The sequence below is a fragment of the Streptomyces sp. NPDC058464 genome (assembly GCF_042721035.1).
Classification (GTDB): Bacteria; Actinomycetota; Actinomycetes; order Streptomycetales; family Streptomycetaceae; genus Streptomyces.
This window is the reverse complement of record NZ_JBHXMA010000011.1, coordinates 1-25,887: the sequence shown is the minus strand read 5'-3', so window position 1 is coordinate 25,887 and position 25,887 is coordinate 1. Positions and strand designations below refer to the sequence as shown.

Genomic DNA, 25,887 nt, shown 5'->3' with positions numbered 1-25,887 from the left:
AGGTGAGGTCCACCCGGCGTCGGCCGAGCCGACGCCGGGTGTTCCGCCGGGCTCCCTGCTACTCCGCCGGCTCCACGCCCGCGCGCAGCAGGCCGTAGGTGTACGCGTCCTCCAGGGCCTGCCAGGAGGCGGCGATGACGTTCTCCGCGACGCCCACCGTCGACCATTCGGCGGTGCCGTCGGAGGTCGAGATCAGGACCCGGGTGGTGGACTCGGTGCCGTGCTTGCCCTCCAGGATGCGGACCTTGTAGTCGACCAGGTCCAGCTTGGCGAGCTGCGGGTAGATCTTCTCGAGGCCCACGCGCAGGGCGCGGTCGAGGGCGTTGACCGGGCCGTTGCCCTCGGCCGTGGCGACGATGCGCTCGCTCTTGGCCCAGAGCTTGACCGTGGCCTCGTTGGCGTGGGTGCCGTCGGGGCGGTCCTCGACGATGGCCCGCCAGGACTCGACGCGGAAGTAGGAGCGCGGCCCGCCCTCGACCTCGGCGCGCAGGAGGAGCTCGAAGGAGGCGTCGGCGGCCTCGTAGGTGTAGCCCCGGAGTTCGCGCTCCTTGACCCGCTCGACGACGCGGCCGACCAGTTCGCGGTCGCCGCCGAGGTCGACGCCGAGTTCCTTGCCCTTGAGTTCGATGGAGGCGCGGCCGGCCATGTCGGAGACCAGCATGCGCATGGTGTTGCCGACCAGCTCGGGGTCGATGTGCTGGTACAGGTCCGGGTCGACCTTGATCGCGGAGGCGTGCAGGCCGGCCTTGTGCGCGAAGGCCGAGACGCCCACGTAGGGCTGGTGGGTGGAGGGCGTGAGGTTGACGACCTCGGCGATGGCGTGCGAGATGCGGGTCATCTCGCGGAGCCGGTCCTCCGGCAGCACCTGCTTGCCGTACTTGAGCTCCAGGGCGGCGACCACCGGGAACAGGTTGGCGTTGCCGACCCGCTCGCCGTAGCCGTTCGCCGTGCACTGGACGTGGGTGGCGCCCGCGTCCACGGCGGCCAGGGTGTTGGCGACCGCGCAGCCGGTGTCGTCCTGGGCGTGGATGCCGAGCCGGGCGCCGGTGTCGGCGAGGACGGTGGAGACCACGGCCTGGACCTGGGCGGGGAGCATGCCGCCATTGGTGTCGCAGAGGACGACCACGTCGGCGCCGGCCTCCGAGGCGGCCCGTACGACGGCCTTGGCGTACTCGGGGTTGGCGCGGTAGCCGTCGAAGAAGTGCTCGCAGTCGACGAAGACCCGGCGGCCCTGGCCCTTCAGGAAGGACACCGTGTCGCGGACCATCTCCAGGTTCTCGTCGAGGGTGGTGCGCAGCGCCAGCTCGACGTGCCGGTCGTGGGACTTGGCGACCAGGGTGATCACCGGGGCGCCGGACTCCAGCAGCGCCCTGACCTGGGGGTCCTCCGCCGCCTTGGCGTTGGCCCGGCGGGTGGCGCCGAAGGCGACCAGCTGGGCGTGCTTGAAGTCGATCTCCTGCTGGGCGCGGGCGAAGAACTCGGTGTCCCGGGGGTTGGCGCCCGGCCAGCCGCCCTCGATGAAGCCCACGCCGAAGTCGTCCAGGTGCCGTGCGATGGCCAGCTTGTCCGCGACGGTGAGGTTGATGCCCTCGCGCTGCGCGCCGTCGCGCAGCGTGGTGTCGAAGACGTGGAACGAGTCGTCCAGCTCGTGGGTTTCCGTCTCGGTCATGGTCCCTAGGCTCCTGATGTCTTTTCTCGGTCGTACCGGAATGACCGGCTCCACCGTCCCTCCATGGTCCCTCGCGCTCGCCGTCCGGCTGAAGGTGGGCCGGAAAACGAAAAAACCCCTCGCGGGTGCGAGAGGTCTGCGCGCGGGTCGAGGACGACGATGGCCACCCGTACCTGGTCGTACGTGGTGGTCACTGCGGACCGGCGCGCCTGCTGCCAATAATCGTGGCGAACGAGAGCACGGAGGCAGTCTGGCACAGACCGCCCCGTGCTCACCGTCCGTCTCATGATGCGAACACTGTGGAGTGCGGCACAGGTGTCGGCGCGGGCGTCAGCCCAGGTGCCGTACGAACACGTCGGCGGCGCCGTTCGTGTCGCCCGGCACCAGGTCGTCGGCGTACGACTCGAAGGAGACCGCCAGTCCGTCCGGCCGGATGGACGGGCTCGTCGACGAGCCGTCGCCCGGGCCGCGCCGCAGGTTCGCGCTGACGAGCCGCGCCCTGCCGGCGGGCAGATCGGCGAGCCAGACCTGGCGCGGTGCCGACGGATCGGCCAGGCGGCCGGACTCGTAGGCGACCCGGAGCCCGTCCGCGCTGAGCGAAGCCCCGTAGGTGAAGGTGCCCCTGCCCCTGCCCTTGATCAGCCGTGTGCGGCCCTGGTCGAGATCGCGGACGAAGACGTCGACACTGCCGTTGGTGTCCCCGCGGGTGAGGTTCGAGGCGTACGAGTCGAAGGCCACCGTGCGGCCGTCGGCGCTGATCGACGGTCCGGTGGACTCGCGGTTCGCCGCTCCCCCGTCGCGCGCCACGGATGCCTTCTCCAGGGTCCCGCCGTCCATGTCGCGGACGTAGATGTCGCTGTGGTCGGCCGGTCCGCCACGGTGCGGGATCGCGTACTGGTAGGCGATGTACCGGCCGTCGGCGCTGATCGAGGGCCGGCCGGCGGCGCGCGAGCCGTCCTCGGAGACCTGGCTGACCGGCGTGACCGAGCCGTCGTAGACGCGGTACCGGTAGACGCGCGACTGCTCCACGTGGTCGGGGGTGGAGGGGAGCGTGGCCACGAAGGCGACCCACTGGCAGTCGAAGCTGATCGCCGGATCGCCCATCGACGTGAACGGCACGCCCTCGTAGCTGCGGGGCAGCGAGCCGATCTTGCCGACGCTGCGGTTGCGCAGGTAGATCAGCGGTTCGTGGTCCTGGCGCGGGGTCGTCGTCAGGTTGGCGGCCTGGGAGACGAAGGCGATGAAGCGGCCGGTGGAGCAGGCCGAGGGATCGTAGGAGGGGCCGTCGCCCGTGCCGCCGCCGGCCTGCGCCGCGTAGCTGACCACGGACGTCCCGGTCGAGCTGCGGTAGTACACGTCGGACTGCCCGTTGGTGTCCCCGCTGTAGGCGGCCCCGTTCGAGGTGAACGCGACGCCCAGGTCCGTGGCCGCCGCCCCGAACGACGCCTCGGCCAGCTGCCCGTCGCCCTGGGCGATGCTGGCGCGCTCGGTGTACGGCACCTCGGGTGCCGCGGTCGCCGTCGTGCCCGCCAGAGTCACCGCGGCGGTGACGAGGGCGGTGGCCAGTAAGGCCCGTGCGCCGATGTCCATGGTCTGTTCCCCCTGTGAGCGATGGCGTCGCCGGTGATCGTGCCGATCCCCGTGTCCCCCGGCCCTGCGCCGAGGGCTCGACAGGATGAAACCGCGCCACCCAACCCGGGTCAATCACCCGTATTGCGTACAACCGGGTCGTAAGGTCACGCGTCCGCGAGAAGATCCGCTTCCAGGAACTCGCGTACGTGGCCGAGAACCTGCGCCCGGTCCGTGCCGCGGAGGCCGATCGCCACGTGGATGGAGAAGCCGTCGAGCAGGGCGCGCAGGCGGGCGGCGCAGCGGTCGGGGTCGACGGGCCGGAACTCGCCGCGTGAGACGCCCTCGGCGAGCAGCGCCACCAGGTCGCGGTGCCAGGCGCCCTCGATGGCGGCCTGCCGGTCACGGGCCGCCTCGTCGGCGTTCTGCGAGCGGTTCCAGACCTCCAGCCAGAGCGTCCAGTGCGGGTCCCGGTGCCCGTCGGGCACGTACAGGTCGACGTAGGCGTCGAGGCGCTCGCGGGCGGTGCCGCGCCGGGTGAGCAGCCGGCCGCGCTCGGCGCCCAGCCGGCCCTCGCTCCACTCCAGGGTCTGCAGCAGCAGTTCGTCCTTGGAGTGGAAGTAGTAGAGGAGATGGCCGCTGCTCATCCCGACCTCGCGGCCGAGCGCGGCCATGGTGAGCTTTTCCAGGCCCCGTTCGGCGATCATCGTCATGGCGGCGGCGAGCACCTCCTCGCGGGGCGGGGCCTGTCTGCGCCCACCGGCCATCTTCGGCTCCTCGAACTACGACCAGAACCAGGTCCCCTGGAACTAGATCCTCGGCTGCTGCTGGGTGATGCAGTGGATGCCTCCACCCCCCGCGAAGATCGTACGGGCGTCCACCAGGGTGACCGTCCGCTCGGGGAAGAGACGGCGGAAGATCCCGGCGGCGATCTCGTCGCGCGGGTCGTCGAAGCCGCACAGCACGACCCCGCCGTTGCACAGGTAGTGGTTGATGTAGGAGTAGTCGGCCCAGTGGCCGTCGGCCTCCAGGACGGTCGGGGCCGGCACCTCGACGACCTCCAGGGTCCGGCCGCGCGCGTCCGTCTGGGACCGCAGCAGGCCGATGACCTCCTTGGACACCTCGTGGTCGGGGTGCGCGGGGTCGGGCTGGGAGTGCGCCACCACGACTCCCGGGCGGACGAAGGCGGCGACGATGTCGACGTGCCCGAGGGTGCCGAAGCCGTACGGGGGGTAGTCGCCGGTGAGGCCGCGGGGCAGCCATATCGCCTTGCGGGTGCCGAGCATCCCGTGGATCTCCGCCTCGACCTCCGCCCTGGTCCAGCCCGGGTTGCGCTCGGGGCCGAGCTGCACGGTCTCGGTCAGCAGGACGGTCCCCTCGCCGTCGACGTGGATCGCACCGCCCTCGTTCACCAGCTTCGAGGCGTACGTCCGCGCGCCCGCGAGGTCCGAGACATACCCGGCGATCTTCGCGTCGTGCTCCCAGCGGGCCCAGTGCTGGGCGCCCCAGCCGTTGAACGTCCAGTCCACGGCGGCCAGTTCGCGGCCGTTGGTGAGGAAGGTGGGGCCGATGTCCCGCATCCAGGCGTCGTCGAGGTCGCGCTCGACGGTGTCGACGCCCGGCCCGAGCAGCGCCTGCGCCTCGGCCGACTGGCCCGGGCCGCACACGACCGTCACCGGTTCGAAGCGGAGGATCGCGCGGGCCACCGACGCCCAGGCCATCCGGGCGGCGATGAGGTCGTCGGCGTCGTCGAAGGTGGGGTTGGGGCCCGGCCACGCCATCCAGGTCCGCTCGTGCGGGGTCCACTCGGCGGGCATCCGGAAGCCGTCGGAGGCAGCCTTGTTCATGGGGGTCCTTAGTGGCTTGGGCATTTACAGGAAGTAGAGGCGGTTGAGGGCGACGGAGTCGGCGGGTTCCGAGTGGAGCGGCTCGCCGTCGAGGGTGACCAGGCCGGTGCGCTGGTCCACGTCGACCGCTCCGGTGCGGGAGTTGCGTCGCAGGTCGGCGGGGCCGATGCCGCGGGTGCCGCGGACGGCGACCCGGCGGCGCCGGGTGGGCATGGTGTCGTGGCCCTGGTCGAGGGCGGCCTGGGCCACGAACGCGACGGAGATGTCGGCGGGGGTGGCGCCGTACGCCCCGAACTGCGGCCCCAGGACGAGGGGTTCGCAGGTGTCGGTGGCCGCGTTCGGGTCGCCGGTCACACCGTACGCGGGGAAACCGGACTTGAGGACGAGCTGCGGCTTGGCGCCGAAGTACTCCGGGTTCCACAGCACGATGTCGGCCAGCTTGCCGACCTCGATCGAGCCGACCTCGTGGGCGAGGCCGTGGGCGATCGCGGGGTTGATGGTCAGCTTGGCCAGGTAGCGCAGGACGCGCTCGTTGTCGTGGCCGTCGTCCGGGGCGCCGAGCTCGGCCTTCATCTTGCCGGCCATGGCGAAGGTGCGGCGGACGGTCTCCCCCGCCCGGCCCATGCCCTGCGCGTCGGACGAGGTGATGCCGATCGCGCCCAGGTCGTGCAGCACGTCCTCGGCGCCCATGGTCCCGGCGCGGATGCGGTCGCGGGCCATGGCGGCGTCGCCGGGCAGGTCGGTCTTCAGGTCGTGGACGGAGACGATCATCCCGTAGTGCTCGGCGACCGCGTCCCGGCCGAAGGGCAGGGTGGGGTTGGTGGAGGAGCCGATGACGTTGGGGACACCGGCCATCTTCAGGACGTTGGGCACGTGTCCGCCGCCGCAGCCCTCGATGTGGAAGGCGTGGATGGTGCGGCCTTCGAGGACGCGGAGGGTGTCCTCCACCGACAGGCACTCGTTCAGCCCGTCGCTGTGCAGGGCGACCTGGACGTCGTACTCCTCGGCGACCCGCAGGGCCGTGTCCAGCGCCCGCGTATGGGCGCCCATGTCCTCGTGCACCTTGAAGCCGGAGGCACCCCCCTCGGCCAGCGCCTCGACCAGCGGAGCCGCGTGCGAGGACGAACCCCGGCCGAGGAAGCCGATGTTGACCGGCCAGGCGTCGAAGGCGTTGAAGGCGTGCTTCAGCGCCCAGGGCGAGTTGACGCCGACGCCCCACACCGGCCCGAACTCCTGCCCGATGATCGTCGTGACACCGGAGGCCAGCGAGGCCTCCATGATGCGCGGCGACAGCAGGTGGACGTGCGTGTCGACGGCCCCGGCGGTGGCGATGAGCCCCTCGCCGGACACGATGGACGTACCGGTGCCGACCACGACGTCCACCCCGTCGAGGGTGTCGGGGTTCCCGGCCCGCCCGATCGCGCAGATCCGCCCCTCGCGGATCCCGATGGACACCTTCCGGATCCCGAGCACGGCGTCGATCACGACGACGTTGCTGATCACGACGTCACAGGTCTCACGGACGGCGGCGGCCTTGAGGTGCAGCCCGTCCCTGGCCGTCTTGCCGAAGCCGGCCAGGAACTCGTCGCCGTAGCGCTGGGAGTCGTCCTCGACGCGGATCACGAGCCCCGAGTCGCCGAGCCGGACGCGGTCGCCGGCGCGGGGGCCGTGGGTGGCCGCGTACTCGTGCGGGGTGAGGCGGCGGGCCTCGGCGGGGTGGCCTCCGGGGCGGCTCATCGCTCGGTCTCCTGCTCTCGAATGCCCAGGTATCCGCAGGCGGCGGCGCGGCGCAGCGCCTCCTCGCGGGCACCGGGCGCGTCCAGCGGCCCGTCCACGAGCCCGGCGAAGCCGATGGCGACCCGGGCGCCGCCGATCGGGACGAGACCGACCTCGTGCGACTCCCCCGGCCCGAACCGCACGGACGACCCGGCGGGCACGGCGAGCCGCAGGCCGTAGGCCGCGGCGCGGTCGAAGTCGAGGCGCGGGTTGGCCTCGAAGAAGTGGAAGTGCGAGGTGACGGAGACGGGCACGGTCGCGGTGTTGGTGACGGTCAGCCGTACGACCGCCTCCGGGTCGGCGTGCTCGGGCCCCGGCAGCAGCGCGCCGGGCGCGTCCTCGCCCAGTCCCCCGCCCCCGATCGGGTCGGTGACGACGGCGAGCCGGGACCCGTCGTCGAAGACGGCCTCGACATGCACCTCGGTGACGACGTCGGCGACGCCGGGCAGCACGTCGGCCGGGCCGAGGACGGCGCGGGCCGCCTCGATCGCCTCGGCGAGCCGCCGGCCGTCCCGGGCGGCCTCGCAGACGGTGTCCGCGATCAGCGCGGTGGCCTCCGGCACGTTGAGCCTGAGGCCCCGCGCGCGGCGGGCACGGGCCAGCTCGGCGGCTCCGAAGAGCAGCAGCCGGTCACGTTCCGTGGGGGTCAGTCGCACGCCCGGCACCTCCTTCGCTTCCTCTTGCTTCGCTCGACTTAGAACAACACTCTAAATGTCGGAATACGAGAAGGGAACCGTTGACATCCACCTCCGGGTCACTCACATTGAACGTCGTTCTAACCCTCAGGTGGCCGTCGGAGGAGACCAGCCATGCCGATAGAACAGCGCGGAGTCGACACCATCCCGGACGGGGAACGCACCAGCGGGCCGAAGGACCTGGTCTCGATCCTGCTCGGCTCCAACCTCTGCCTCGGCGTGATCATCTTCGGCTGGCTGCCGCCGTCCTTCGGGCTCGGCTGGTGGGCGTCGGTGACCGCGATCGTGGCGGGCACGCTGGTCGGCACGGTGTTCACGGCCCCGCTGGCCCTGGTCTCGCTGCGCACCGCGACCAACCTGTCCACCTCCTCCGGCGCCCAGTTCGGGGTGCGCGGGCGGCTGGTCGGCTCGGTGGTGGGCCTGCTGCTCGCCCTCGGCTACACCGCGCTGACCGTGTGGATCGGCGGCGACGTGATGGTGAGCGTGCTGGGGCGGCTGTTCGGGATGCCGGCGGACGGGGTGGCGTACGCCGCGGTCTACACGGTGCTCGCGGCGGCGACGGTGGCGGGCGCGGTGTACGGCTACCGGGTGCTGCTCGCCATGTCCAAGGTCCTCGCCATCGGCATGACGGCCCTGCTGGTCCTCGGGATCTTCGCCTACGCCCCGCACTTCACCACCTCCGCGCTGCCGGAGGCGGGCGGCTACCTGCTGGGCGGCTTCTGGCCGACGTGGTGTCTGGCGGCGGTGGCCGCCGGACTGTCCGGGCCGGTCGCCTTCATCACCCTCCTCGGCGACTACACCCGCTACATCTCCCCGGCCCGCCACACCTCCCGCCGGGTCCTGCACGGAACCTGGCTGGGCCTGATCCTGGGCCTCCTGGTCCCGCAGCTGTTCGGCACGTTCACCGCGTACGCCGCGCGGGCGGCGACGGACTACGCGGGCCCGCTGGTGTCCGCCTCCCCCGCCTGGTACCTGGTGCCGCTCCTGCTCTCCGCCTCCGCGGGCTCGGTCGGCAACGCGGGCCTGATGCTCTACTCGATGGGCCTGGACCTGGACGCGATCCTGCCCCGCGCGTCCCGCGCCCGCGCCACCTGCACGGTCGCGGTCGTCGCCACCGCCTGCGTCTTCGCCGGCCACTACGCCTGGAACGCGCAGTCGGCGATGACGTCCTTCGTCCTCCTGCTCACCGCCATCGGCACCCCGTGGGCGGTCATCACCCTGATCGGCTTCGTCCGCTGCCGCGGCGTGTACGACGCGGACGCCCTCCAGGTCTTCAACCGCCGCTCCCGGGGCGGGATCTACTGGTACCGGGCCGGCTGGAACATCCGGGCCACGGCGTCCTGGGCCCTGGGCGCGGGCGTCGGCCTGCTGGCGGTGTCGCTCCCGTCGTACGAGGGCCCGCTGCTGACGCTGACGGGCGGGGTGGACTGCAGCTTCCTGCTGTCGGGGACCGTGGGTGGACTGGTCTACCTGTTGCTGACGTCGAACCGGACGGACACACCTCGACCGGCGTCCGACGACAGCACCCAGCCACACCTCAGCCCATCGGGCGTCTGAGAGCGGCGCTCAGCCACATTTTCAGCCCGTCCGGCGTTTGAGGACGAGGCCGTTCAGGCCGAAGGGGGGTCTGGGGGCGCAGCCCCCGGAAGGGCCGCCACCCCCACGGCGCCGCACCCGACAACGACCGGCGCCCGTCACCCCGCCTCCAGCCCCGGCAGGAACCGGCTCGCCCCGAACGCCGGTTTGAGGTCGGTGAACCAGGTCGCGCCCTCGTCGTACGCGGCGAAGAAGGGGCGGCCGACCAGGTCCGGGTCGCGGGCCTGGATGAGGTGGAGGGCGAAGACCTTCTCGCCGGCCACCTCGGCGACGCCGTCCACGCAGACCTTGCCCGGCATCGCCGACATGACCGGGCCGCGGACCGTGCGGGCGAGGCCGGAGACCCGGGCGTAGGCGTCGCGGAAGATGGCGTGGCCGCGGGCGAGCGGGACGCCGAAGTAGCCCTGGGGGCCGGTGTCCCGCTCCACGAACTGGTAGTACGGCACCGCGCCGAGCGTGGTCGTCTCCTCCCACAGCTCGGCCCAGGCGTCCGCGCTGTCGTTGATCCCGGCCACCAGCGGGCCCTGGCAGCGGATCACGGCCCCGGTGTCGCGGACGCGCCGCATCGCCTCCCGGACGACGGGCGGGCGCAGCTCCTGCGGGTGGGTGAAGTGGGCCATCAGGGCGAGGTGCCGGCCGCTCGCCACCACCTCCTCGAAGAGGCGCAGCAGGTCGTCGGCGTCGCGGTCGGTGGTGAAGCGGTACGGCCAGAAGGCGAGGGACTTGGTGCCGACGCGGATCGAGCGGACGGTGTCGATCCGCAGCAGCGGCTCGATGTAGCGGCGCAGCACCTCCGTGCTCATCACCAGGGGGTCGCCGCCCGTGACCAGGATGCTGGCGACCTCGGGGTGGGCGCGCAGATAGGAGCCGGTGGCCGCGATGTCGTCGGTGGCGATGCGCAGGTCGGCCTCGCCGACGAACTGCGGCCAGCGGAAGCAGTAGGTGCAGTAGGCGTGGCAGGTCTGGCCCTGGCGCGGGAAGAGCAGCAGCGTCTCCGGGTACTTGTGCTGCAGGCCGGTCAGCCGCTGTCCCTCGTGCACGGGGACGTTGGCGTCGAGCTGGCCGGAGGGGTGCGGGTTGAGCCGCATCCGGATCTCGTGCGCGGCACGCTGGATCTCGGCGCGCGGGGCGTCCGCGGCCAGCAGTTCGGCCATCCGGCGGACGTCGGGCGCGGGCAGCATCCCGGACTGCGGGAAGGTCAGCCGGAAGACCGGGTCCTCGGGCACGGCGGACCAGTCGATCAGCTCGTCGACGACATACGCGTTGGTACGGAACGGCAGTACCGAGGAGACCGCCCGCAGCGCCAGCCGCTGATCGTCCGTCAGGGGGACACGCCGGAGCAGACCGTCCAGGTCACGGGGCGTGAAGGCGCGAAAGCGGGGGTGGTGCGCTGAGCTCATGTGTGGCGGGGCCCTCTATTCCGTGACCAGGACCGTCATTCCTTGACCAGGACCGTCATTCCGTGACCAGGACCGTGGACGGCCGCAACTCCACGAAGGCGGCCGCCCGCGCATCGTACTTCTCCCCGAAGTGCTGGATGAGCCGTCGGTGCAGCTCGCTCTCGTCGTCCACGACGATGACGTCGTGCGCGCCGGACCCGCTCAGTGCCTCGCTGTAGGCGCTGAGTTGGTCGAGCCGGTGGCGGGCCAGGTAGGTGACGAGGTCGGGGGCGGCGACGTACAGGCGGTCGTCGAGGAAGACGAAGTGGCAGACGAACTCCCGTCGCCCGTCCGTGGCGTCGACGAGGGTGACGGGAATGCGGGTGAACCGTTCCATCGGCTTGCCCTGCTGCCAGAGTTCGTCGAAGCGCTGTTCGACGAAGGTGCCCAGCGGGGAGCGGACCGCGACCTCCAGCTGGACGCCCTCGCCGGAGAGCCGGCCGACGGTCAGGAAGGAGACCAGGCAGCGCTCGTCCCAGCGGTAGAGGGTGACACCGGGGGAGGTGGAGCACAGCCGTACCTCGAGCAGCTGCCGGGAGGTGGTGTCGAGGCGGCGGGCGAACGCGTCCAGGGTGCGCAGGTTGCGCATGATGTCGCGGCGGATGTCGGCGCTCTGCTCGCCCAGTTCGCGGCCGCGCAGGATGACCGCGAGGGAGTCGGGGTCCAGGAGCAGGATCTGCACCCGGGCGCCGCTCGCCGTGGCGGATCTGACGCCCCGGAACAGGCGCTCGGAGAACTGGGGTCCGAACAGGTTGGAGAAGGTGTCCAGGACCTTCACGTTGGAGGTCGAGCCGTGCACCTGCCCGGCGAACCACTCGTAGTCCAGCCGGGTGTGTTCGCGGACCCGGCCCTCCTGGGCCCGGGATATCAGGGGGCCGATCACGAACACGGTGACGACCACGCCGACGATGTCGGTGCCGAGGTTGAGGGCGAGGTTCTGCCCGTAGTTGCCCATGGACGAGGCCCGCCACAGCAGCAGGGCCGCGACGGCGGTGAGCAGGGCGAGCACGGTGAGGCTCTGCGGGCGGCGCGGGGTGCGTAACGTGCGCATCAGCCAGCGCAGCCGTGGCATCGGCGATCGTCCGCTCACGCGTGCTCCCTCCCCCGTGGACTCAGGAGATACCCGCACGGGGGAGGCACTACGCGTCGAACGGTCGGTCGAAGATCGCCCGTTGGTGCGGCCGGCGGGACCACCGGTGGTGCGGTCGGCCGGATCAGCCGAGCCGGTGCATCCAGCCGTGCTTGTCCTCCACCGTGCCGCGCTGGATGTCGAGGAGCGCCTCGCGGAGCCTGAGGGTGACCTCGCCGGGCTCGCCGCCCGACTGCTGCCACTCGGCGTTCGTGCGCTTGACGGTGCCGACCGGGGTGATCACGGCGGCGGTGCCGCAGGCGAAGACCTCGGTGAGGGTGCCGTTCTCCGAGTCGCGCTGCCACTGCTCGATGGAGACCCGGGCCTCCTCGGACTCGTAGCCGAGGTCGCGGGCGACGGTGAGGAGGGAGTCGCGGGTGACGCCTTCGAGGATCGAACCGGTGAGGGTCGGGGTGACGATCTTGTCGCCGTACACGAAGTACAGGTTCATGCCGCCGAGCTCCTCGACCCACTTGTGCTCGACCGCGTCGAGGTAGCAGACCTGGTCGCAGCCCTGGGCCGCCGCCTCGGCCTGGGCGAGCAGGGAGGCCGCGTAGTTGCCGCCGGTCTTGGCGTCGCCCATGCCGCCGGGGACGGCGCGGACACGGTCCTCGGAGGCCCAGATGGAGACCGGCCGGACCCCGCCGGGGAAGTAGGCGCCGGCCGGGGAGGCGATCACCAGGAAGAGGTACTCGTTGGCCGGCTTGACGCCCAGGCCGACCTCGGTGGCGATCATGAAGGGGCGCAGGTAGAGGGATTCCTCGCCGCCGTGCGCCGGGACCCAGTCCTTGTCCTGCTGGACCAGCAGGTCACAGGCCTCGATGAAGGTCTCCACCGGCAGCTCGGGCATGGCGAGCCGGCGGGCGGAGCGCTGGAAGCGCTTGGCGTTCTGGTCGGGGCGGAAGGTGGCCACCGAGCCGTCGGGGCCGCGGTAGGCCTTCAGTCCCTCGAAGATCTCCTGGGCGTAGTGCAGGACGTTGGTGGCCGGGTCGAGGGGGATCGGCGCGTACGGAACGAGCTGGCCGTCGTGCCAGCCGCGGCCCTCGGTCCACTTGATGGTGACCATGTGGTCGGTGAAGTGGCGGCCGAATCCGGGGTTGGCCAGGATCGCCTGCCGCTCCGCGGTGGGCAGCGGGTGCGCGGACGGCTTGAGCTCGATCGTGGGCGTCGTCATCAGTAGGGTCCTTCGCTTCCAGGCTTGGGCCGGGGCGGCTGCGGTCTTTCGGCCGGGGGTCCGGGGGTTGTCCCCCGGGAGATGCAGCACCGGTTGTAGTGATGGGCCGCGCACACACCCTTGTCCTAGGACGTCCGAGCATTCCCTCATGGCGCGGCTCCGCGTTCGATTATCACGCGGGGGCCGGGGTGGAAGGAATCGGGGTGAATGCGGACCCGGGGTTGATGGTGGCACCCGGCGGCAGGCATGGGGAAGCCGCCGAGCGCTTGTGCGACCCGGCGGCTTCTGAGTGATCGGAGAAGCCTGGGGGTCCCCCCAGGCCTTTTGCTCTGGGGCAGGGTCAGCCGGCTACTCGTACGGCGAGCGCGTCGCCGATCTCCGAGGTGGAGCGGGCGGGCTTGCCCTGGCGCTCGGTGAGGTCGGCGGTGACGGCCTCGTCGATACGGGCGGCCTCGGCCTCGTAGCCGAGGTGGCGGAGCAGCAGGGCGACGGACAGGACCGTGGCGGTGGGGTCGGCCTTGCCCTGGCCGGCGATGTCGGGCGCGGAACCGTGCACCGGCTCGAACATCGACGGGAACTCGCCGCTCGGGTTGATGTTGCCGCTCGCCGCGACGCCGATGCCGCCGGAGACGGCCGCGGCGAGGTCGGTGATGATGTCGCCGAAGAGGTTGTCGGTGACGATGACGTCGAAGCGGCCGGGGTCGGTGACGAGGTAGATCGTCGCCGCGTCGACGTGGATGTAGTCCGTCGCGACCTCGGGGAAGTCCGCGGCGACCTTGTTGAAGATGTTCGTCCACAGGTGCCCGGCGAAGGTCAGCACGTTGTTCTTGTGGACCAGCGTGAGCTTCTTGCGCGGGCGGGCCTGGGCGCGGGCGAAGGCGTCCCGGACGACGCGCTCGACACCGAAGGCCGTGTTGACGGAGACCTCGGTGGCGACCTCGTGCTCGGTGCCCTTGCGGATGGTGCCGCCGTTGCCGGTGTACGGACCCTCGGTGCCCTCGCGGACCACGACGAAGTCGATCTGCGGCTCGCCGGCCAGCGGGGTGGCGACACCCGGGAGCAGCTTCGACGGACGCAGGTTGACGTGGTGGTCGAAGGCGAAGCGGAGCTTCAGCAGGAAGCCGCGCTCCAGGACGCCGGAGGGCACGCTCGGGTCGCCGATGGCGCCCAGCAGGATGACGTCGTGCTGCTTCAGCGCGTCGAGGTCGGCGTCGGTGAGGGTCTCACCGGTGGCGTGGTAACGCTGGGCGCCGAAGTCGTACTCCTTGGTCTCCAGCTTCACATCCTGCGGGAGGACGGCGGAGAGGACCTTGAGGCCTTCGGCCACGACTTCCTGCCCGATGCCGTCACCGGGGATCACTGCGAGATTGATGCTGCGAGACATGCGGGCACCCTACTCCTCGTCCCATGGGATGACACACATCGTCCGGCATACGGACAGGGCGGGTCGTTCCGTCGACCTGCGTTCACCCGTATGTGTGGCTGGTGTTGGCCTGCGCTGGGCAGCGTCCTCCTCATGGACATCCCCGACTTCGGCATCCCGCCGCGGCTGGCCGCCCGGATGAGCATGGCCGAGCAGTACGAGTACCTGCGCACCCGGCTGGTGAGCCGCCGCACCCTGGTGACGGCGGGCGCGATGGCGGGCGGCGGGCTGGTCGCCGGCTGTGCGGCGAAGTCGGCGAGTCCGGCACCGGCCACCTCGGCGGTGCGGGGCGCGACGGTCGTGCCGTTCGGCCGCCATCTCGCCTTCGGCTCCGACCCGCGGACCCGGATGCGGATCTCCTGGCAGGTGCCGTCCGCGGTGCGCAAGCCGTTCGTGCGGATCGGGACACGCCCGGACGAGCTGGGCACGCGTGTCGCCGCGGAGATCCGGCATCTGCACACGCCCGGGGTGCAGGGGGTGCGCCCGGTGGTCGAGCAGTACTACGTGCACGCGGCCCTGGACGGCCTCACGCCCGGCACCACGTACTACTACGGCGTCGGCCACGACGGCTGGGACCCGGCCGCGCCGAGCCACCGCTCCGCCATCACCCCGTTCCGCACCGCGCCCGCGAGCCCGGAGCGGTTCGTCTTCACCGCCTTCGGCGACCAGGGCGTCAGCCAGGCCGGCAAGGCCAGCGACAACGCGCTGCTGAAGCAGAACCCCGCCTTCCACCTGCACGCCGGCGACATCTGCTACGCGGACGGCAACGGCGCCGGGAAGACCTCGGACGGCTACGACGCCTCGGAGTGGGACCGGTTCCTGAAGCAGAACGACCCGGTGGCGCGGTCCGTCCCGTGGATGGTGACGACCGGCAACCACGACATGGAGGCCTGGTACTCCCCCGACGGCTACGGCGGCCAGTACGCCCGCTTCGCCCTCCCGGACAACGGCTTCGACCCGCACGGCTCGCCGGGCGTGTACGCGTTCACCTACGGCAACGTCGGCTTCGTGGCGCTCGACGCGAACGACGTGTCGTACGAGATCCCCGCCAACCTCGGCTACAGCGGCGGCCGGCAGACGAAGTGGCTGGAGAAGAAGCTGAAGGAGCTGCGGGCGGCGAAGGGGGTCGACTTCGTCGTCGTCTTCTTCCACCACTGCGCGTACTCGACGTCCTCGCACGCCTCCGACGGCGGGATCCGGGCGGCCTGGCTGCCGCTGTTCACCAAGTACCAGGTGGACCTGGTGATCAACGGCCACAACCACGTCTACGAGCGCACGGACGCGGTGAGGAACGGCGGGGTCGGCCGCGCGGTCCCGGTCGGCGGCTCGACCGACCCGACGCGGGACGGGATCGTGTACGTCACGGCGGGCGGCGGCGGGCGGAACCTGTACGCGTTCCCGTCCGGGGTCAGGGACAGCTACGAGGGGCACGTCACCCGGCACGGCGCGGTGGACAGCTTCCACTGGGCCAAGGGGCAGCACAACGTGGCGGAGACGGTGGAGTGGTCGCGGGTGCGGTACACCGGCTTCTCCTTCCTCAAGGTGGAGGCGGAGGCGGGTACGGCCCCGAGGCTGACGGTGTCGGCGCTGGCGCAGAGCGGTGCGCGGATCGACCACTTCGAGGTACGGCGCGGGCAGTGACGCGGGGAGTCTCCGCAGGGTACGGCGCGGCTGTCCCGGCCGCGCCGTACCCCGTGCGGGTGCGGCTCCCGTCGAGGGGGGCGTTACACGTGTTACCGGCGTTTATGACGTGTGCTCAGTGGCCGGTCTCGCCGCCGTTGTCGCGGCGGTCGAGGGCGCGCTGGAGAGCGGCGGCGGCGTTCTTGCGGTCGGAATCGCTCGTGCGGGACACGTGGCGGACTCGGCGGCGGACGGTCGTCTCGGCCATGGGAATCGACTCCTTCGACATACATGGAGTACGGCAGGGGGGATACGAGACGCCGGAAGGGGCGGGGAGCGGTGCCGCAGGGGTTGCCTGCACGGGGCCCGGCTCACGACCGCCATTCGCTTGATCGAGCGAGACGTTCGGCTCCTACAAAAGTAAGGGAGCGGCCCGCTTCTGTCTGCACAATTACTCGGACTTCCTACTATCTGAGACGGCGAAGCCGGTCACACGACAGTGACCTGGGGTTTTGACGTCTGAAACGGATGGGGCGAACGGGTTACAGGACGTCCCCGTCCCGCCAGTCGAAGATCAGCTCGTGGGCGGGGTCGAGGACGTCCCCGGCGAGGCCGGGCCACACGTACACGTCCCCCTCCTCGTCCGCCAGCCGCACGATCCCCTCCGCCGGGGACACCGCGCAGACCCGTCCGCCCCAGCGCCCCCACCCCCGGGCGGTGTAGAGCCGGGCCCCGTCCTCGCTGGCGGACAGCGCACCCAGGTCGTACGCCCGGCCGACGATCCCCTCCAGCGCCGCCATCACCTGACCGCCCAGCCCCCGGCGGCGGGCGTCGGGCCGTACGCCCACCGCCTCGACGTAGCCGACGCGCAGCCAGCGGCCCCGGTGCCGGGCGCGGCGCATGACGACCGAGCCGTGGGCGGCGAGCCCCGCCTCGTCGTGCACGAGGGCGTGCAGGCCGCCCAGGCCGTGCTCCCAGTCGCTGTCGGCGAAGTCCCCGCCGAACGCCTCGTGCAGGAGGGCCCGGGCGGCGCGCAGGTCGGCGGGGTCGAGGTCGGCGGTGTGGGCGACGGTGAGAGACATGGCCCCAGTGTCGTACGGGGCCACCGGACCGCGGGGCCGTACGGCCTACCAGGCGACGGGGCCGTGGCGGTCGATGAAGCGCCCCGTCCCGGCGTCGGACGGCTCGGTGGCGAGGCGGACGATCGCGTCGGTGCCCTCGGTGACGGTCTGCGGGCCGCTGTGGGCGTTGAGGTCGGTCGCCGTGTAACCGGGGTCGACGGCGTTGACGCGGATGTCCTTGAAGGCCTTGGCGTACTGGGTGGTGAGCATGACGAGGGCCGCCTTGGAGGAGTTGTAGAGCGGCGCCACGACCGTGGACTCGATGCGGGCCGGGTCGTGGGTGACGGCGACCGACCCCAGTCCGCTGCTGACGTTGACGACGACGGGGTCCGCCGACCGGCGCAGCAGGGGCAGGAACGCGGTGGTCGTGCGGATCACGCCGAAGAGGTTGACGTCGAAGACGGCGAGGGCGTCGGCGGCGGTGAGCTCTCCCGGGTCGCCGTGCGGACCTGCCACGCCGGCGTTGTTGATCAGTACGTCGATCCGGCCCTCGTGGGCGGCGACGTCGGCGGCCGCGGCGGCGACCGAGGCGTCGTCGGTCACGTCGATCCGCACGAACCGCGCGCCGAGCGCGTCGGCGGCCGCCGCGCCCCGCTCCGGCTCGCGGGCGCCGACGAGCACGGTGTGGCCGAGTGCGGCGAGGCGGCGGGCGGTCTCGCGGCCGAGGCCCTTGTTGGCCCCGGTGATGAAGGTGATGGTCATGGACCGATCGTCTGCCCGGCGCGGAGCCGCTGCCAGGGACGCCGTGACCGTAGGAACGGCATTACCAGGATCACCGGGTTGGGGCAGGATGGAGGTCATGGCCAGGAAAGAGGAAGCCGGTCTGGGCCCGACGATCCGGGCCTGGCGGGAGCGGCTGTCGCCGGCCGCCGTGGGCGTGCCCGAGACCGGCCGGACCCGGCGTGCGACAGGGCTGCGCCGCGAGGAACTCGCCGAGCTGGCCGGGGTGTCGGTGGACTACGTCGTACGGCTGGAGCAGGGCCGCGCCACGGCGCCGTCCGGGCAGGTGGTCGCCGCCCTGTCCCGTGCCCTGCGGCTCACCGCCGACGAGCGCGAGCACCTCTACCGCATGGCGGGCCTGGTCCCGCCGGACGGCGGTCCGATCCCCGACGACCTCCCGCCGGGTGTGTGCCGCGTGCTCGGCCGGCTCGGGGACGTCGCGGTCGCCGTCTTCACCGCGCACTGGCAGCTGCTGTGCTGGAACGCCCGCTGGGCCGCGCTCCTCGGTGACCCGTCGGCCACCCCGCCGGAGCTGCGCAACTTCGCCCGGGAGCGGTTCCCGGTCGGCGCCGCGGACGTCCGTGTCACCTGGTGGCCGGTGCACGTCGACGACGTCGACGGCTCGGACCTGGCCCTCGTCTCCGACCTGCGCCGCGCGACCGGCCGCTTTCCGCGGGACGCCCGGCTGGCGGAGCTGATCAGGGAACTGTCCGAGGGCAACGAGCGGTTCGCCCGGATGTGGGCGAGCGGCACGGTGGCGGGCCACCGCGAGGACCGCAAGACGGTCGAGCATCCGAGGGTGGGGCCGGTGGCGGTGGACTGCGACGTCCTGACGGACGGCGACTCGGAGCTGAAGATCGTGATCCTGTCGGCGGCGCCGGACACCGAGGCGGAGGCCGGGTTCAGGGACGCGACGACGCCGACGGACTGACGGCGACGGTCTGACGGCGGCGGGCGGCGGGCGGCGCGGACCGGATCCGCCCATCCGAACGGGACGGATCCGCCCATGGGAACGGGCCGGGAAGCCTGCTCGTGGGTCAGGCTTCCCGGCCCGTGCTCGGGGGGCTGGGGGTCAGCCCATGTGCGGGTACGCGTAGTCGGTCGGCGCGACCAGCGTCTCCTTGATCGCGCGGGTCAGCGTCCAGCGCAGCAGGTTCTGCGGGGCGCCGGCCTTGTCGTTGGTGCCGGAGGAGCGGCCGCCGCCGAAGGGCTGCTGGCCGACGACGGCGCCGGTCGACTTGTCGTTGATGTAGAAGTTGCCGGCCGCGTAGCGCAGCTTCTCCATCGTGTACGCGGCCGCCGCCCGGTCGTTGGAGATGACCGAGCCGGTGAGCGCGTAGTCGGACACCGACTCCATCTGGGTCAGCATCTCGTCGTACTCGTCGTCCTCGTAGACGTGCACGGCGAGGAACGGGCCGAAGTACTCGGTGCGGAAGACCTCGTTCTCCGGGTCGCTGCAGACGACGACGGTCGGGCGGACGAACCAGCCGACCGAGTCGTCGTAGGAGCCGCCCGCGACGATCTCGCAGGACGGGTCGGTCTTCGCGCGGTCGATCGCGGCCTTGTTCTTGGCGAACGCGCGGTCGTCGATCACGGCGCCGACGAAGTTCGACAGGTCGGTGACGTCACCCATGGTCAGGTAGTCGACCTCGGCGGCGAACTCCTCGCGGAAGCCGTCGTTCCAGATGGACGCGGGGATGTAGGCGCGGGAGGTCGCCGAGCACTTCTGGCCCTGGTACTCGAAGGCACCGCGGGTGAGCGCCGTCTTGAGGACGGCCCGGTCGGCGCTCGGGTGGGCGACGAGGAAGTCCTTGCCGCCGGTCTCGCCGACCAGACGCGGGTAGGAGCGGTACTTCTCGATGTTGTTGCCGACCGTCTTCCACAGGTACTGGAAGGTCTTGGTGGAGCCGGTGAAGTGGATGCCTGCCAGGTCGCGGTGTTCGAGGGCGACCTTGGAGACCTCGATGCCGTCGCCGGTGACGAGGTTGATGACGCCCTTGGGGAGACCCGCCTCCTCCAGCAGCCGCATGAGCAGCACGGCGGCGTGGGTCTGGGTCGGCGACGGCTTCCACACGACCACGTTGCCCATGAGGGCCGGCGCGGTCGGCAGGTTGCCGGCGATCGCGCTGAAGTTGAACGGCGTGATCGCGTAGACGAAGCCCTCCAGCGGGCGGTGGTCGAGGCGGTTCCAGACGCCCGGGGAGTTGGCCGGGGGCTGCTCGGCCAGGATCTGGCGGGCGTAGTGGACGTTGAACCGCCAGAAGTCGACCAGCTCGCAGGGGCTGTCGATCTCGGCCTGCTGCGCGGTCTTGGACTGGCCGAGCATGGTGGAGGCGGCGATGGTCTCGCGCCAGGGGCCGGCGAGCAGTTCGGCGGCGCGCAGGATGATCGCGGCGCGGTCGTCGAAGGACATCGCGCGCCAGGCCGGCGCGGCGGCGAGGGCCGCGTCGATGGCGTCCTGTGCGTCCTGCTGGGTGGCGTGCCGGCCGGTGCCGATGACGGCCTTGTGGTGGTGCGGCTGCACGACCTGGAAGGGCTCGCCGCCGCCGAGCCGCTTCTCGCCGCCGATGGTCATCGACAGTTCGATCGGGTTCTCGGCCAGCTCCTTGAGCTTCGCCTCCAGGCGGGTGCGCTCGGGCGAGCCGGGGGCATAGCCGTGCACCGGCTCGTTAACGGGGGTGGGGACCTGGGTCACAGCGTCCATGGGATCCGTAACTCCTTGTACGTGAGCGGGTGTTGCAGGGAGGCGGGCGGGAGGGATGGCGCTTCAGCCCTTGCTGAGCACGGAGCGGACGAAGAAGCGCAGGTTCGCCGGCTTCTCCGCGAGCCTGCGCATGAAGTAGCCGTACCAGTCGGTGCCGTAGGCGGTGTAGACGCGCATGCGGTGGCCCTCGGCGGCGAGGCGCAGGTGTTCGTCGCTGCGGATGCCGTACAGCATCTGGAACTCGTAGTCGTCGGGCTTGCGGCCGGCGAGCCGGGCGAGTTCCTGGGCGATGGAGATGAGGCGCGGGTCGTGGGAGCCGACCATCGGGTACCCCTCGCCCTCCATCAGGGTCCGCAGGATCCGTACGTACGCCTTGTCGATCTCGTGCTTCTGCTGGTAGGCGACCTCGGCGGGCTCCTTGTAGGCACCCTTGACCAGGCGGACCCGGCTGCCGGCCGCGGCGAGGCGGCGGGCGTCGGCCTCGGTGCGGAAGAGGTAGGCCTGGATGACGCAGCCGGTCTGCGGGAAGTCCCGGCGCAGCTCCTCGTGGATGGCGAACATCGAGTCGAGCGTGGTGTGGTCCTCGGCGTCGAGGGTGACGGTCGTACCGATGGCGGCGGCGGCCTCGACGACCGGGCGGACGTTCGCGAGGGCCAGCTCGTGACCGCCGTCCAGCGCCTGTCCGAACATGGACAGCTTGACCGACATCTCGACCCGCTCGCCCAGGCCGAGGCCCTTCAGCCGCTCGACGAGCGCGAGGTAGGCGTCCCGGGCGGCGGTGGCCTGCTCGGGGGTGGTGATGTCCTCGCCGACGACGTCCATCGTCAGCTCCAGGCCGCGGCCGGTGAGCTCCTCGATGATCGGGACGATGTCCGCGACCGACTCACCGGGGATGAAGCGGTCGACGACCTGCTTCGTCACCGGGGCCGCCGAGATCAGACGTCGCATCCGGTCGCTGCGCGACGCGGCGAGAATCACGGGACCCAGCACGGGGCACCTCCACAACACATGCCAGACAGGCCGCGATCCGACGATTCGGATACGGCACGGGGAACCACCGTGATAGTCAAGGATCCCTCCGATCGTGGGCCATCGACAGCTGTCACGCATCCGCGCAGCGGATCTCAGACAGATGTATGAAGGCGTCCGTGAATTGCGGGAGAATGCCCGGGTGACATCCGAATTCAAGGGCGACTACCAGGAGCTGGTCGACGAGATCTCGGAGCTGCTGGGCGTCCCGGCGACCCTGGAGAACCGCGACTTCGAGCTGATCGCCTTCGGGGCCTACGACAGTGAGGGCGACCTCGATCCGTCGGCGCTGGACCCGGTCCGCACCCGCTCGATCCTGACCCGGCGCTCCACGACGGCGGTCCGCACCTGGTTCGAGGGGTTCGGCATCACCCGCGCGACCGGACCGGTCCGGATCCCGCCGACCCCGGAGGCCGGGGTGTACCGGGGGCGGATCTGTCTGCCGGTACGCCATCGGGGTGTCGTCCTCGGCTATGTGTGGCTGCTCGACTCCGATCCGGGTCCGACGGACCCCCAGCTGGCCGCCGCCATGGGGGTGGCGGGGCGGATCGGGGCACTGCTCGCGGACGAGGCGCAGGCGGGGGCGGGCCTCGGCCGGGAGCTGCGGGCGGTGCTGGTCGCGGAGAGCGGCTGGCAGCAGGACATGGCGGTGGCCGAACTCCGTACGGCCCTGGGCGTCCGTGCGGACGTCCCGCACACTTTGGTCTGTGTCGCCCCCTGGCCGTCCGCCGACCCGGACGACGCGCCGTCCCCACGCACGGTCCCGCACGCCACCGCGCTGTGCGCACTGCCCTGGGGGGCCGCCGGTCACAGCCTGGCCGTCCTGGTCCGGCTGCGCAGCACGGACACCGCCACCCCTGCCCTGACGGCCGCCGCCCGGCTGCTCAAGGAGGCGGAGGAGGCCCGGTCGGCGGCGGCGCACGGCGCCGGGGCGCGGACGGCGGCGGCCGTGGCCGCGGGATCGGCGGGGCCGGTCCCCGGCACGCGGGCCTGCGCCGCGGGCGTGGGCGGGGCCCGGACCGGGCTGGCGGAGCTGGGCGCGGTCTGGCAGGAGGCGTCGGCGGCCGCCCGGGCCGCACTGGCGGAGCCGCGGTTCGGGCCGGTCGCCCGGTGGGCGGAGATCGGCCCGTACCGCCTGCTGACCGCGCTGCCGCCGGAGGCGACGCACGACCCGGTCGTGGCCCCCCTCCTCGCCCCGGCCCACCACGAACTGGCCCGCACCGCCGAGGTCTACCTGGACCACGCGGGCCAGGCGGGCCGCACGGCCACCGCGCTCGGCATCCACCGGCAGACCCTGTACTACCGCCTGTCCCGGGTCGAGCAGCTCACCGGCCTCGACCTGGACGACGGCGAGGACCGCCTGCTGCTGCACATGGCGCTGAAGGGGGCCCGGCTCGCCTGAGGTGCGCCTTCCGGGCCGTGTGCGGGTGCCGGTCGGCGTATGCTCCGCGTGTTCACATCAAGAATGTCGGCGGGGGCGGACATGGGCGATTCGGGTCCGGACATACGGCAGGGCGAGGCGGCCGCTTCGCCTGCGGAGGAGAACGGTGCGGGGGTACGGCCCCGGCCGGGCCGCCGGTCGGCCGCGCTGGGGATCGCGGGGCTCGCCCTGACGGGGTTCGCCGCCGGAGCCGTCTGGCTCTTCCGGGACGACCTGCCCCAGCCGCTCGGCGACCAACGGGCCTGTGCCGGAAGCGAGCAGCGGCTGCCGGACCGGATCCTCGTCCACGGCACGCCGATCCCGTCCGACGCCTCCGACGTCCACTACTTCACCCGGAACGGCAGGGCCGTCCTGTCCTTCCGGAGCGGCCTGCTCTCGGACTACCTGCGCGGCGCGGGCATCGTGCCGGCGGACGCGGACCTGTTCGACGAGAGCAACGGCAGCGTCGGCGTGGCCGGCGAGCCGTACAAGCTCCCGGACGGCCTGTGCGGGCCCGGCCTGCAGAGCCCCGTCTGGTACTACGACCCCGTCGACGGCGTCCGGGTCACCGTCGAGCGCTCACCGCTGTACGACGACGTGCTCCGGTTCCCGGCCCGCGCCGTGGTGACGTACCCGCTCGGCTGAACCGGCGCACCGGAACCACCCGGCCGCCGGCACCCGCGCCGCGCCGCGTCAACTCCGGTTCGCGGCCTCGACGATCTGGCGCAGCCCCGCGGCGAGCGCGTCGCCGTCGGGCGCGGTCTTCGGGTCGAAGGTCCACTGCGAGATGAGGCCGGACATCAGGGTCATGTAGAAGCGGCCGAGGGTGTCGGCGGTCTCGTCGGAGACCTCCTCCTCCGGCACGCCCATCAGCAGCGAGGTCAGCCCCCGGCCGCCCTCGCGCTGGGCGCGCGCCAACTGGTCGCGCACCTCGGGCATCTGATCGCCCATCGTCACGATCTCCACGCTGAGCCGCCACATCGAGCCGGGCCCGCGCATGCTGTCGACGATGTTCGACCACACCTCCCGGAACCGTTCGATCGAGCCGGGCGCTCCGGTCAGCCCCCCGTCGCCGCCCTCGAAGGACATCTCCTCCACCAGGGCGATGTAGGCCTGCGCGAGCAGCGCGTCCTTGGAGCCGTAGTGGTAGCCGATCGAGGCGAGGTTGGTGCCCGACTCCCTGACGATGTCGCGCGCCGTCGTCCGCGCGAACCCCTTCTCCAGCAGGCAGCGCTTGGCGCCTTCCAGCAGATCCTCACGGTGTCCCATGCCGACCACCCTACCCGGAATCCATACAGCCGTCCCAGACGCATGACTTATACAAGCGTTCTAGACAAGCGTTTAAGACGCCCGTACATTCCTCGGTATGACGAACCCGACGAGCACGACCGCAACCACTCCACCGGACACCGACGCCCTGGCCGGGCGGCGCGAATGGACCGCGCTCGGCGTGCTGATGCTCCCGCTGCTCCTGGTCTCGATGGACGTCTCGGTCCTCTACTTCGCCCTCCCGGCGATCGGCGCGGACCTGGCACCGAGCGGTACCCAGCAGCTGTGGATCCTCGACATCTACGGCTTCGTCCTGGCCGGCCTGCTGATGACGATGGGCGCGCTGGGCGACCGCATCGGCCGCCGGCGTCTGCTCCTGTTCGGCGCCGCGGCCTTCGGCGGCGCCTCGCTGCTCGCCGCCTACGCGGACAGCGCCGGGACCCTGATCGCCGCCCGCGCGGTCCTCGGCATCGGCGGGGCGACCCTGATGCCGTCGACGATGGCGCTGCTGCGCACGATGTTCACCGACCCCGGCCAGCGCGCGAAGGCGATCGGCCTGTGGTCCGGGGTGATGACCGGCGGGATCGCGCTCGGCTCGGTGATGAGCGGGATCCTCGTCGAGCACTTCTGGTGGGGCTCGGTCTTCCTGGTCAACCTCCCGGCGATGGCCCTGCTCCTGCTGCTCGGCCCGTTCCTGCTCCCCGAGTCCCGGAACCCCTCCCCCGGCCGCTTCGACTGGCTGAGCGTCCCGCTCTCGATGGCCGCCGTGCTCCCGGTGATCTACGGCGTCAAGGAGATCCCCTCCGAGGGCTGGCACCCGCTCTACGTCGTCTCGGTCACCGTCGGCCTGCTCTTCGCCGCCCTCTTCGTCCGCCGCCAGCGCACCACCGGCTCCCCGCTGATCCCGCCGGCCCTGCTGAAGGGCCACGGCTTCACCCCGGCGCTGGTCCTGAACCTCGTCGCCTCGCTCGCCATGATGGGCTCGGCGATCTTCACCACGCAGTACCTGCAGTCGGTTCTCGGGATGAGCCCGCTCGCGGCGGCGCTGTGGAGTCTGCTGCCCTCGGTCTTCATCGGAGCCGCGGGGCCGCTCACAGCTCAGCTGGTGCAACGGGGCGTCGACCGCGGGTACGTCGTCGCCGGCGGCTTCGCGGCCATGGCGGCCGGGTTCGTGCTGCTCGCCCTGATCGGCACCGACTCGCTGTGGCTGGTGCTGACCGGCGCCGGTGTCCTCGCCTGCGGGATGGTCGCGATCGTCTCCCAGCTGACCGACCTGGCGATGACCGCCGCGCCGGTGGAGCGGGCCGGGACGGCGTCCTCGCTCCTCGAGACGGCCGCGGAGTTCGGCGGTGCGCTGGGCATGGCCGTGCTGGGCTCGATCGGTACCGCGGTCTACCGCCACGAGATGCCGGCCACGGCCCCGGCCGGGGCCCGCGAGACCCTGGGCGGCGCGCTGGCCACGGCGAGCCGGCTGCCGGGGCCCGCGGGAGAAGCCCTGACCCGGACCGCACGGGAGGCGTTCACCAGCGGGATGCAGGGGGCGGCGATCGCGGGGGCGGTGCTGCTGGCGCTGGCGGCGGTGGGGGCGGGGGTGACACTACGGAGGCGGTGAGCATACGGCTGCGCAGGAGGTGACCATGCAAACGCCGGACGGGCTGGTCTACCCAGCCCGTCCGGCGTTTGAGGA

At 71.9% G+C, this 25,887-nt stretch carries 22 protein-coding genes; 6 read left to right on the top strand and 16 right to left on the bottom strand.

The annotated features are described in order from the left end of the window. Nucleotides 1–58 precede the first annotated feature (58 nt). From cimA to ureA, 6 genes are all read right to left on the bottom strand, one after another. Nucleotides 59–1,669 carry a citramalate synthase gene (gene cimA / locus ACFWPQ_RS16725; protein WP_384034474.1) on the bottom strand — a complete coding sequence of 537 codons (1,611 nt, stop codon included), beginning with the start codon at nt 1,667–1,669 and terminating at the stop codon, nt 59–61. A gap of 330 nt (nt 1,670–1,999) precedes the next feature. Continuing rightward, nucleotides 2,000–3,259, bottom strand: a complete 1,260-nt coding sequence (locus ACFWPQ_RS16720; RefSeq protein ID WP_384034471.1) for a TolB family protein — start codon at nt 3,257–3,259, stop codon at nt 2,000–2,002. A gap of 146 nt (nt 3,260–3,405) precedes the next feature. Continuing rightward, entirely contained in the window at nt 3,406–4,005 is a 600-nt protein-coding gene (locus ACFWPQ_RS16715; RefSeq protein ID WP_384034468.1) for a TetR/AcrR family transcriptional regulator, read from the bottom strand. A gap of 42 nt (nt 4,006–4,047) precedes the next feature. Further along, a complete protein-coding gene (locus tag ACFWPQ_RS16710) occupies nt 4,048–5,085 on the bottom strand; it encodes an agmatine/peptidylarginine deiminase (RefSeq protein WP_384034465.1) in 1,038 nt (345 codons plus the stop codon). Between the two features lie 24 nt (nt 5,086–5,109). Next, nucleotides 5,110–6,822 carry an urease subunit alpha gene (locus ACFWPQ_RS16705; protein ID WP_384034462.1) on the bottom strand — a complete coding sequence of 571 codons (1,713 nt, stop codon included), beginning with the start codon at nt 6,820–6,822 and terminating at the stop codon, nt 5,110–5,112. Then, on the bottom strand, nt 6,819–7,517 hold the full coding sequence (ureA, locus tag ACFWPQ_RS16700; protein WP_361289793.1) for an urease subunit gamma: 699 nt from the start codon (nt 7,515–7,517) through the stop codon (nt 6,819–6,821). The genes ACFWPQ_RS16705 and ureA overlap by 4 nt, the downstream gene beginning before the upstream one ends. Before the next feature lie 153 nt (nt 7,518–7,670). On the opposite strand from ureA, the gene ACFWPQ_RS16695 reads away from it, so the two are divergent. Then, entirely contained in the window at nt 7,671–9,113 is a 1,443-nt protein-coding gene (locus ACFWPQ_RS16695; RefSeq protein ID WP_384034459.1) for a cytosine permease, read from the top strand. Between the two features lie 137 nt (nt 9,114–9,250). On the opposite strand, the gene ACFWPQ_RS16690 is transcribed toward ACFWPQ_RS16695, so the two are convergent. From ACFWPQ_RS16690 to ACFWPQ_RS16675, 4 genes are all read right to left on the bottom strand, one after another. Beyond that, nucleotides 9,251–10,552, bottom strand: coding sequence for a KamA family radical SAM protein (locus ACFWPQ_RS16690; RefSeq protein WP_384034456.1), 1,302 nt, complete (start codon nt 10,550–10,552; stop codon nt 9,251–9,253). Nucleotides 10,553–10,607: 55 nt separating this feature from the next. Next, complete coding sequence (locus ACFWPQ_RS16685) at nt 10,608–11,681, bottom strand: hypothetical protein (RefSeq protein ID WP_384034454.1); 1,074 nt, start codon at nt 11,679–11,681, stop codon at nt 10,608–10,610. 124 nt (nt 11,682–11,805) lie between these two features. After that, entirely contained in the window at nt 11,806–12,894 is a 1,089-nt protein-coding gene (locus ACFWPQ_RS16680; protein WP_384034451.1) for a branched-chain amino acid aminotransferase, read from the bottom strand. 340 nt (nt 12,895–13,234) lie between these two features. After that, nucleotides 13,235–14,278: a 3-isopropylmalate dehydrogenase gene (locus ACFWPQ_RS16675; RefSeq protein ID WP_361289811.1), complete on the bottom strand. Its 1,044-nt coding sequence runs from the start codon at nt 14,276–14,278 to the stop codon at nt 13,235–13,237. A 132-nt stretch (nt 14,279–14,410) separates the two neighbouring features. Here ACFWPQ_RS16675 and ACFWPQ_RS16670 point away from each other — a divergent pair, with 132 nt between their 5' ends. Next, nucleotides 14,411–15,958, top strand: coding sequence for a purple acid phosphatase family protein (locus ACFWPQ_RS16670; RefSeq protein ID WP_384034448.1), 1,548 nt, complete (start codon nt 14,411–14,413; stop codon nt 15,956–15,958). A 115-nt stretch (nt 15,959–16,073) separates the two neighbouring features. Here ACFWPQ_RS16670 and ACFWPQ_RS16665 read toward each other — a convergent pair whose 3' ends face one another. From ACFWPQ_RS16665 to ACFWPQ_RS16655, 3 genes are all read right to left on the bottom strand, one after another. After that, nucleotides 16,074–16,205, bottom strand: a complete 132-nt coding sequence (locus ACFWPQ_RS16665; RefSeq protein ID WP_294004210.1) for a hypothetical protein — start codon at nt 16,203–16,205, stop codon at nt 16,074–16,076. A 274-nt stretch (nt 16,206–16,479) separates the two neighbouring features. Continuing rightward, a complete protein-coding gene (locus tag ACFWPQ_RS16660; protein ID WP_384034445.1) occupies nt 16,480–17,019 on the bottom strand; it encodes a GNAT family N-acetyltransferase in 540 nt (179 codons plus the stop codon). 45 nt (nt 17,020–17,064) lie between these two features. Continuing rightward, complete coding sequence (locus ACFWPQ_RS16655; protein WP_384034442.1) at nt 17,065–17,760, bottom strand: SDR family NAD(P)-dependent oxidoreductase; 696 nt, start codon at nt 17,758–17,760, stop codon at nt 17,065–17,067. An 88-nt stretch (nt 17,761–17,848) separates the two neighbouring features. On the opposite strand from ACFWPQ_RS16655, the gene ACFWPQ_RS16650 reads away from it, so the two are divergent. Beyond that, complete coding sequence (locus tag ACFWPQ_RS16650; protein WP_384034439.1) at nt 17,849–18,709, top strand: helix-turn-helix transcriptional regulator; 861 nt, start codon at nt 17,849–17,851, stop codon at nt 18,707–18,709. Nucleotides 18,710–18,850: 141 nt separating this feature from the next. Here the strand turns inward: ACFWPQ_RS16650 and pruA are convergent, their stop codons facing one another. Next, nucleotides 18,851–20,482, bottom strand: coding sequence for an L-glutamate gamma-semialdehyde dehydrogenase (gene pruA, locus ACFWPQ_RS16645; protein ID WP_384034436.1), 1,632 nt, complete (start codon nt 20,480–20,482; stop codon nt 18,851–18,853). Nucleotides 20,483–20,545: 63 nt separating this feature from the next. After that, a complete protein-coding gene (locus ACFWPQ_RS16640) occupies nt 20,546–21,472 on the bottom strand; it encodes a proline dehydrogenase family protein (RefSeq protein ID WP_384034433.1) in 927 nt (308 codons plus the stop codon). 142 nt (nt 21,473–21,614) lie between these two features. Between ACFWPQ_RS16640 and ACFWPQ_RS16635 the strand changes: the two genes are divergently transcribed. Both ACFWPQ_RS16635 and ACFWPQ_RS16630 read left to right on the top strand, forming a co-directional pair. Next, nucleotides 21,615–22,913, top strand: a complete 1,299-nt coding sequence (locus ACFWPQ_RS16635; protein WP_384034430.1) for a PucR family transcriptional regulator — start codon at nt 21,615–21,617, stop codon at nt 22,911–22,913. Nucleotides 22,914–22,961: 48 nt separating this feature from the next. After that, nucleotides 22,962–23,576, top strand: a complete 615-nt coding sequence (locus ACFWPQ_RS16630) for a hypothetical protein (protein ID WP_384034427.1) — start codon at nt 22,962–22,964, stop codon at nt 23,574–23,576. Between the two features lie 48 nt (nt 23,577–23,624). Here ACFWPQ_RS16630 and ACFWPQ_RS16625 read toward each other — a convergent pair whose 3' ends face one another. After that, nucleotides 23,625–24,200, bottom strand: a complete 576-nt coding sequence (locus ACFWPQ_RS16625; RefSeq protein WP_384034424.1) for a TetR/AcrR family transcriptional regulator — start codon at nt 24,198–24,200, stop codon at nt 23,625–23,627. A 97-nt stretch (nt 24,201–24,297) separates the two neighbouring features. Between ACFWPQ_RS16625 and ACFWPQ_RS16620 the strand changes: the two genes are divergently transcribed. Further along, nucleotides 24,298–25,812: an MFS transporter gene (locus tag ACFWPQ_RS16620; RefSeq protein WP_384034422.1), complete on the top strand. Its 1,515-nt coding sequence runs from the start codon at nt 24,298–24,300 to the stop codon at nt 25,810–25,812. Nucleotides 25,813–25,887 lie beyond the last annotated feature (75 nt).

Bases quoted from the DNA above. Each gene is read 5' to 3' on its own strand.
- cimA (WP_384034474.1), bottom strand. From the start codon at position 1,669: ATGACCGAGACGGAAACCCACGAGCTGGACGACTCGTTCCACGTCTTC.
- ACFWPQ_RS16720 (WP_384034471.1), bottom strand. From the start codon at position 3,259: ATGGACATCGGCGCACGGGCCTTACTGGCCACCGCCCTCGTCACCGCC.
- ACFWPQ_RS16715 (WP_384034468.1), bottom strand. From the start codon at position 4,005: ATGGCCGGTGGGCGCAGACAGGCCCCGCCCCGCGAGGAGGTGCTCGCC.
- ACFWPQ_RS16710 (WP_384034465.1), bottom strand. From the start codon at position 5,085: ATGAACAAGGCTGCCTCCGACGGCTTCCGGATGCCCGCCGAGTGGACC.
- ACFWPQ_RS16705 (WP_384034462.1), bottom strand. From the start codon at position 6,822: ATGAGCCGCCCCGGAGGCCACCCCGCCGAGGCCCGCCGCCTCACCCCG.
- ACFWPQ_RS16695 (WP_384034459.1), top strand. From the start codon at position 7,671: ATGCCGATAGAACAGCGCGGAGTCGACACCATCCCGGACGGGGAACGC.
- ACFWPQ_RS16690 (WP_384034456.1), bottom strand. From the start codon at position 10,552: ATGAGCTCAGCGCACCACCCCCGCTTTCGCGCCTTCACGCCCCGTGAC.
- ACFWPQ_RS16680 (WP_384034451.1), bottom strand. From the start codon at position 12,894: ATGACGACGCCCACGATCGAGCTCAAGCCGTCCGCGCACCCGCTGCCC.
- ACFWPQ_RS16675 (WP_361289811.1), bottom strand. From the start codon at position 14,278: ATGTCTCGCAGCATCAATCTCGCAGTGATCCCCGGTGACGGCATCGGG.
- ACFWPQ_RS16670 (WP_384034448.1), top strand. From the start codon at position 14,411: ATGGACATCCCCGACTTCGGCATCCCGCCGCGGCTGGCCGCCCGGATG.
- ACFWPQ_RS16665 (WP_294004210.1), bottom strand. From the start codon at position 16,205: ATGGCCGAGACGACCGTCCGCCGCCGAGTCCGCCACGTGTCCCGCACG.
- ACFWPQ_RS16660 (WP_384034445.1), bottom strand. From the start codon at position 17,019: ATGTCTCTCACCGTCGCCCACACCGCCGACCTCGACCCCGCCGACCTG.
- ACFWPQ_RS16655 (WP_384034442.1), bottom strand. From the start codon at position 17,760: ATGACCATCACCTTCATCACCGGGGCCAACAAGGGCCTCGGCCGCGAG.
- ACFWPQ_RS16650 (WP_384034439.1), top strand. From the start codon at position 17,849: ATGGAGGTCATGGCCAGGAAAGAGGAAGCCGGTCTGGGCCCGACGATC.
- pruA (WP_384034436.1), bottom strand. From the start codon at position 20,482: ATGGACGCTGTGACCCAGGTCCCCACCCCCGTTAACGAGCCGGTGCAC.
- ACFWPQ_RS16635 (WP_384034430.1), top strand. From the start codon at position 21,615: ATGTATGAAGGCGTCCGTGAATTGCGGGAGAATGCCCGGGTGACATCC.
- ACFWPQ_RS16625 (WP_384034424.1), bottom strand. From the start codon at position 24,200: ATGGGACACCGTGAGGATCTGCTGGAAGGCGCCAAGCGCTGCCTGCTG.
- ACFWPQ_RS16620 (WP_384034422.1), top strand. From the start codon at position 24,298: ATGACGAACCCGACGAGCACGACCGCAACCACTCCACCGGACACCGAC.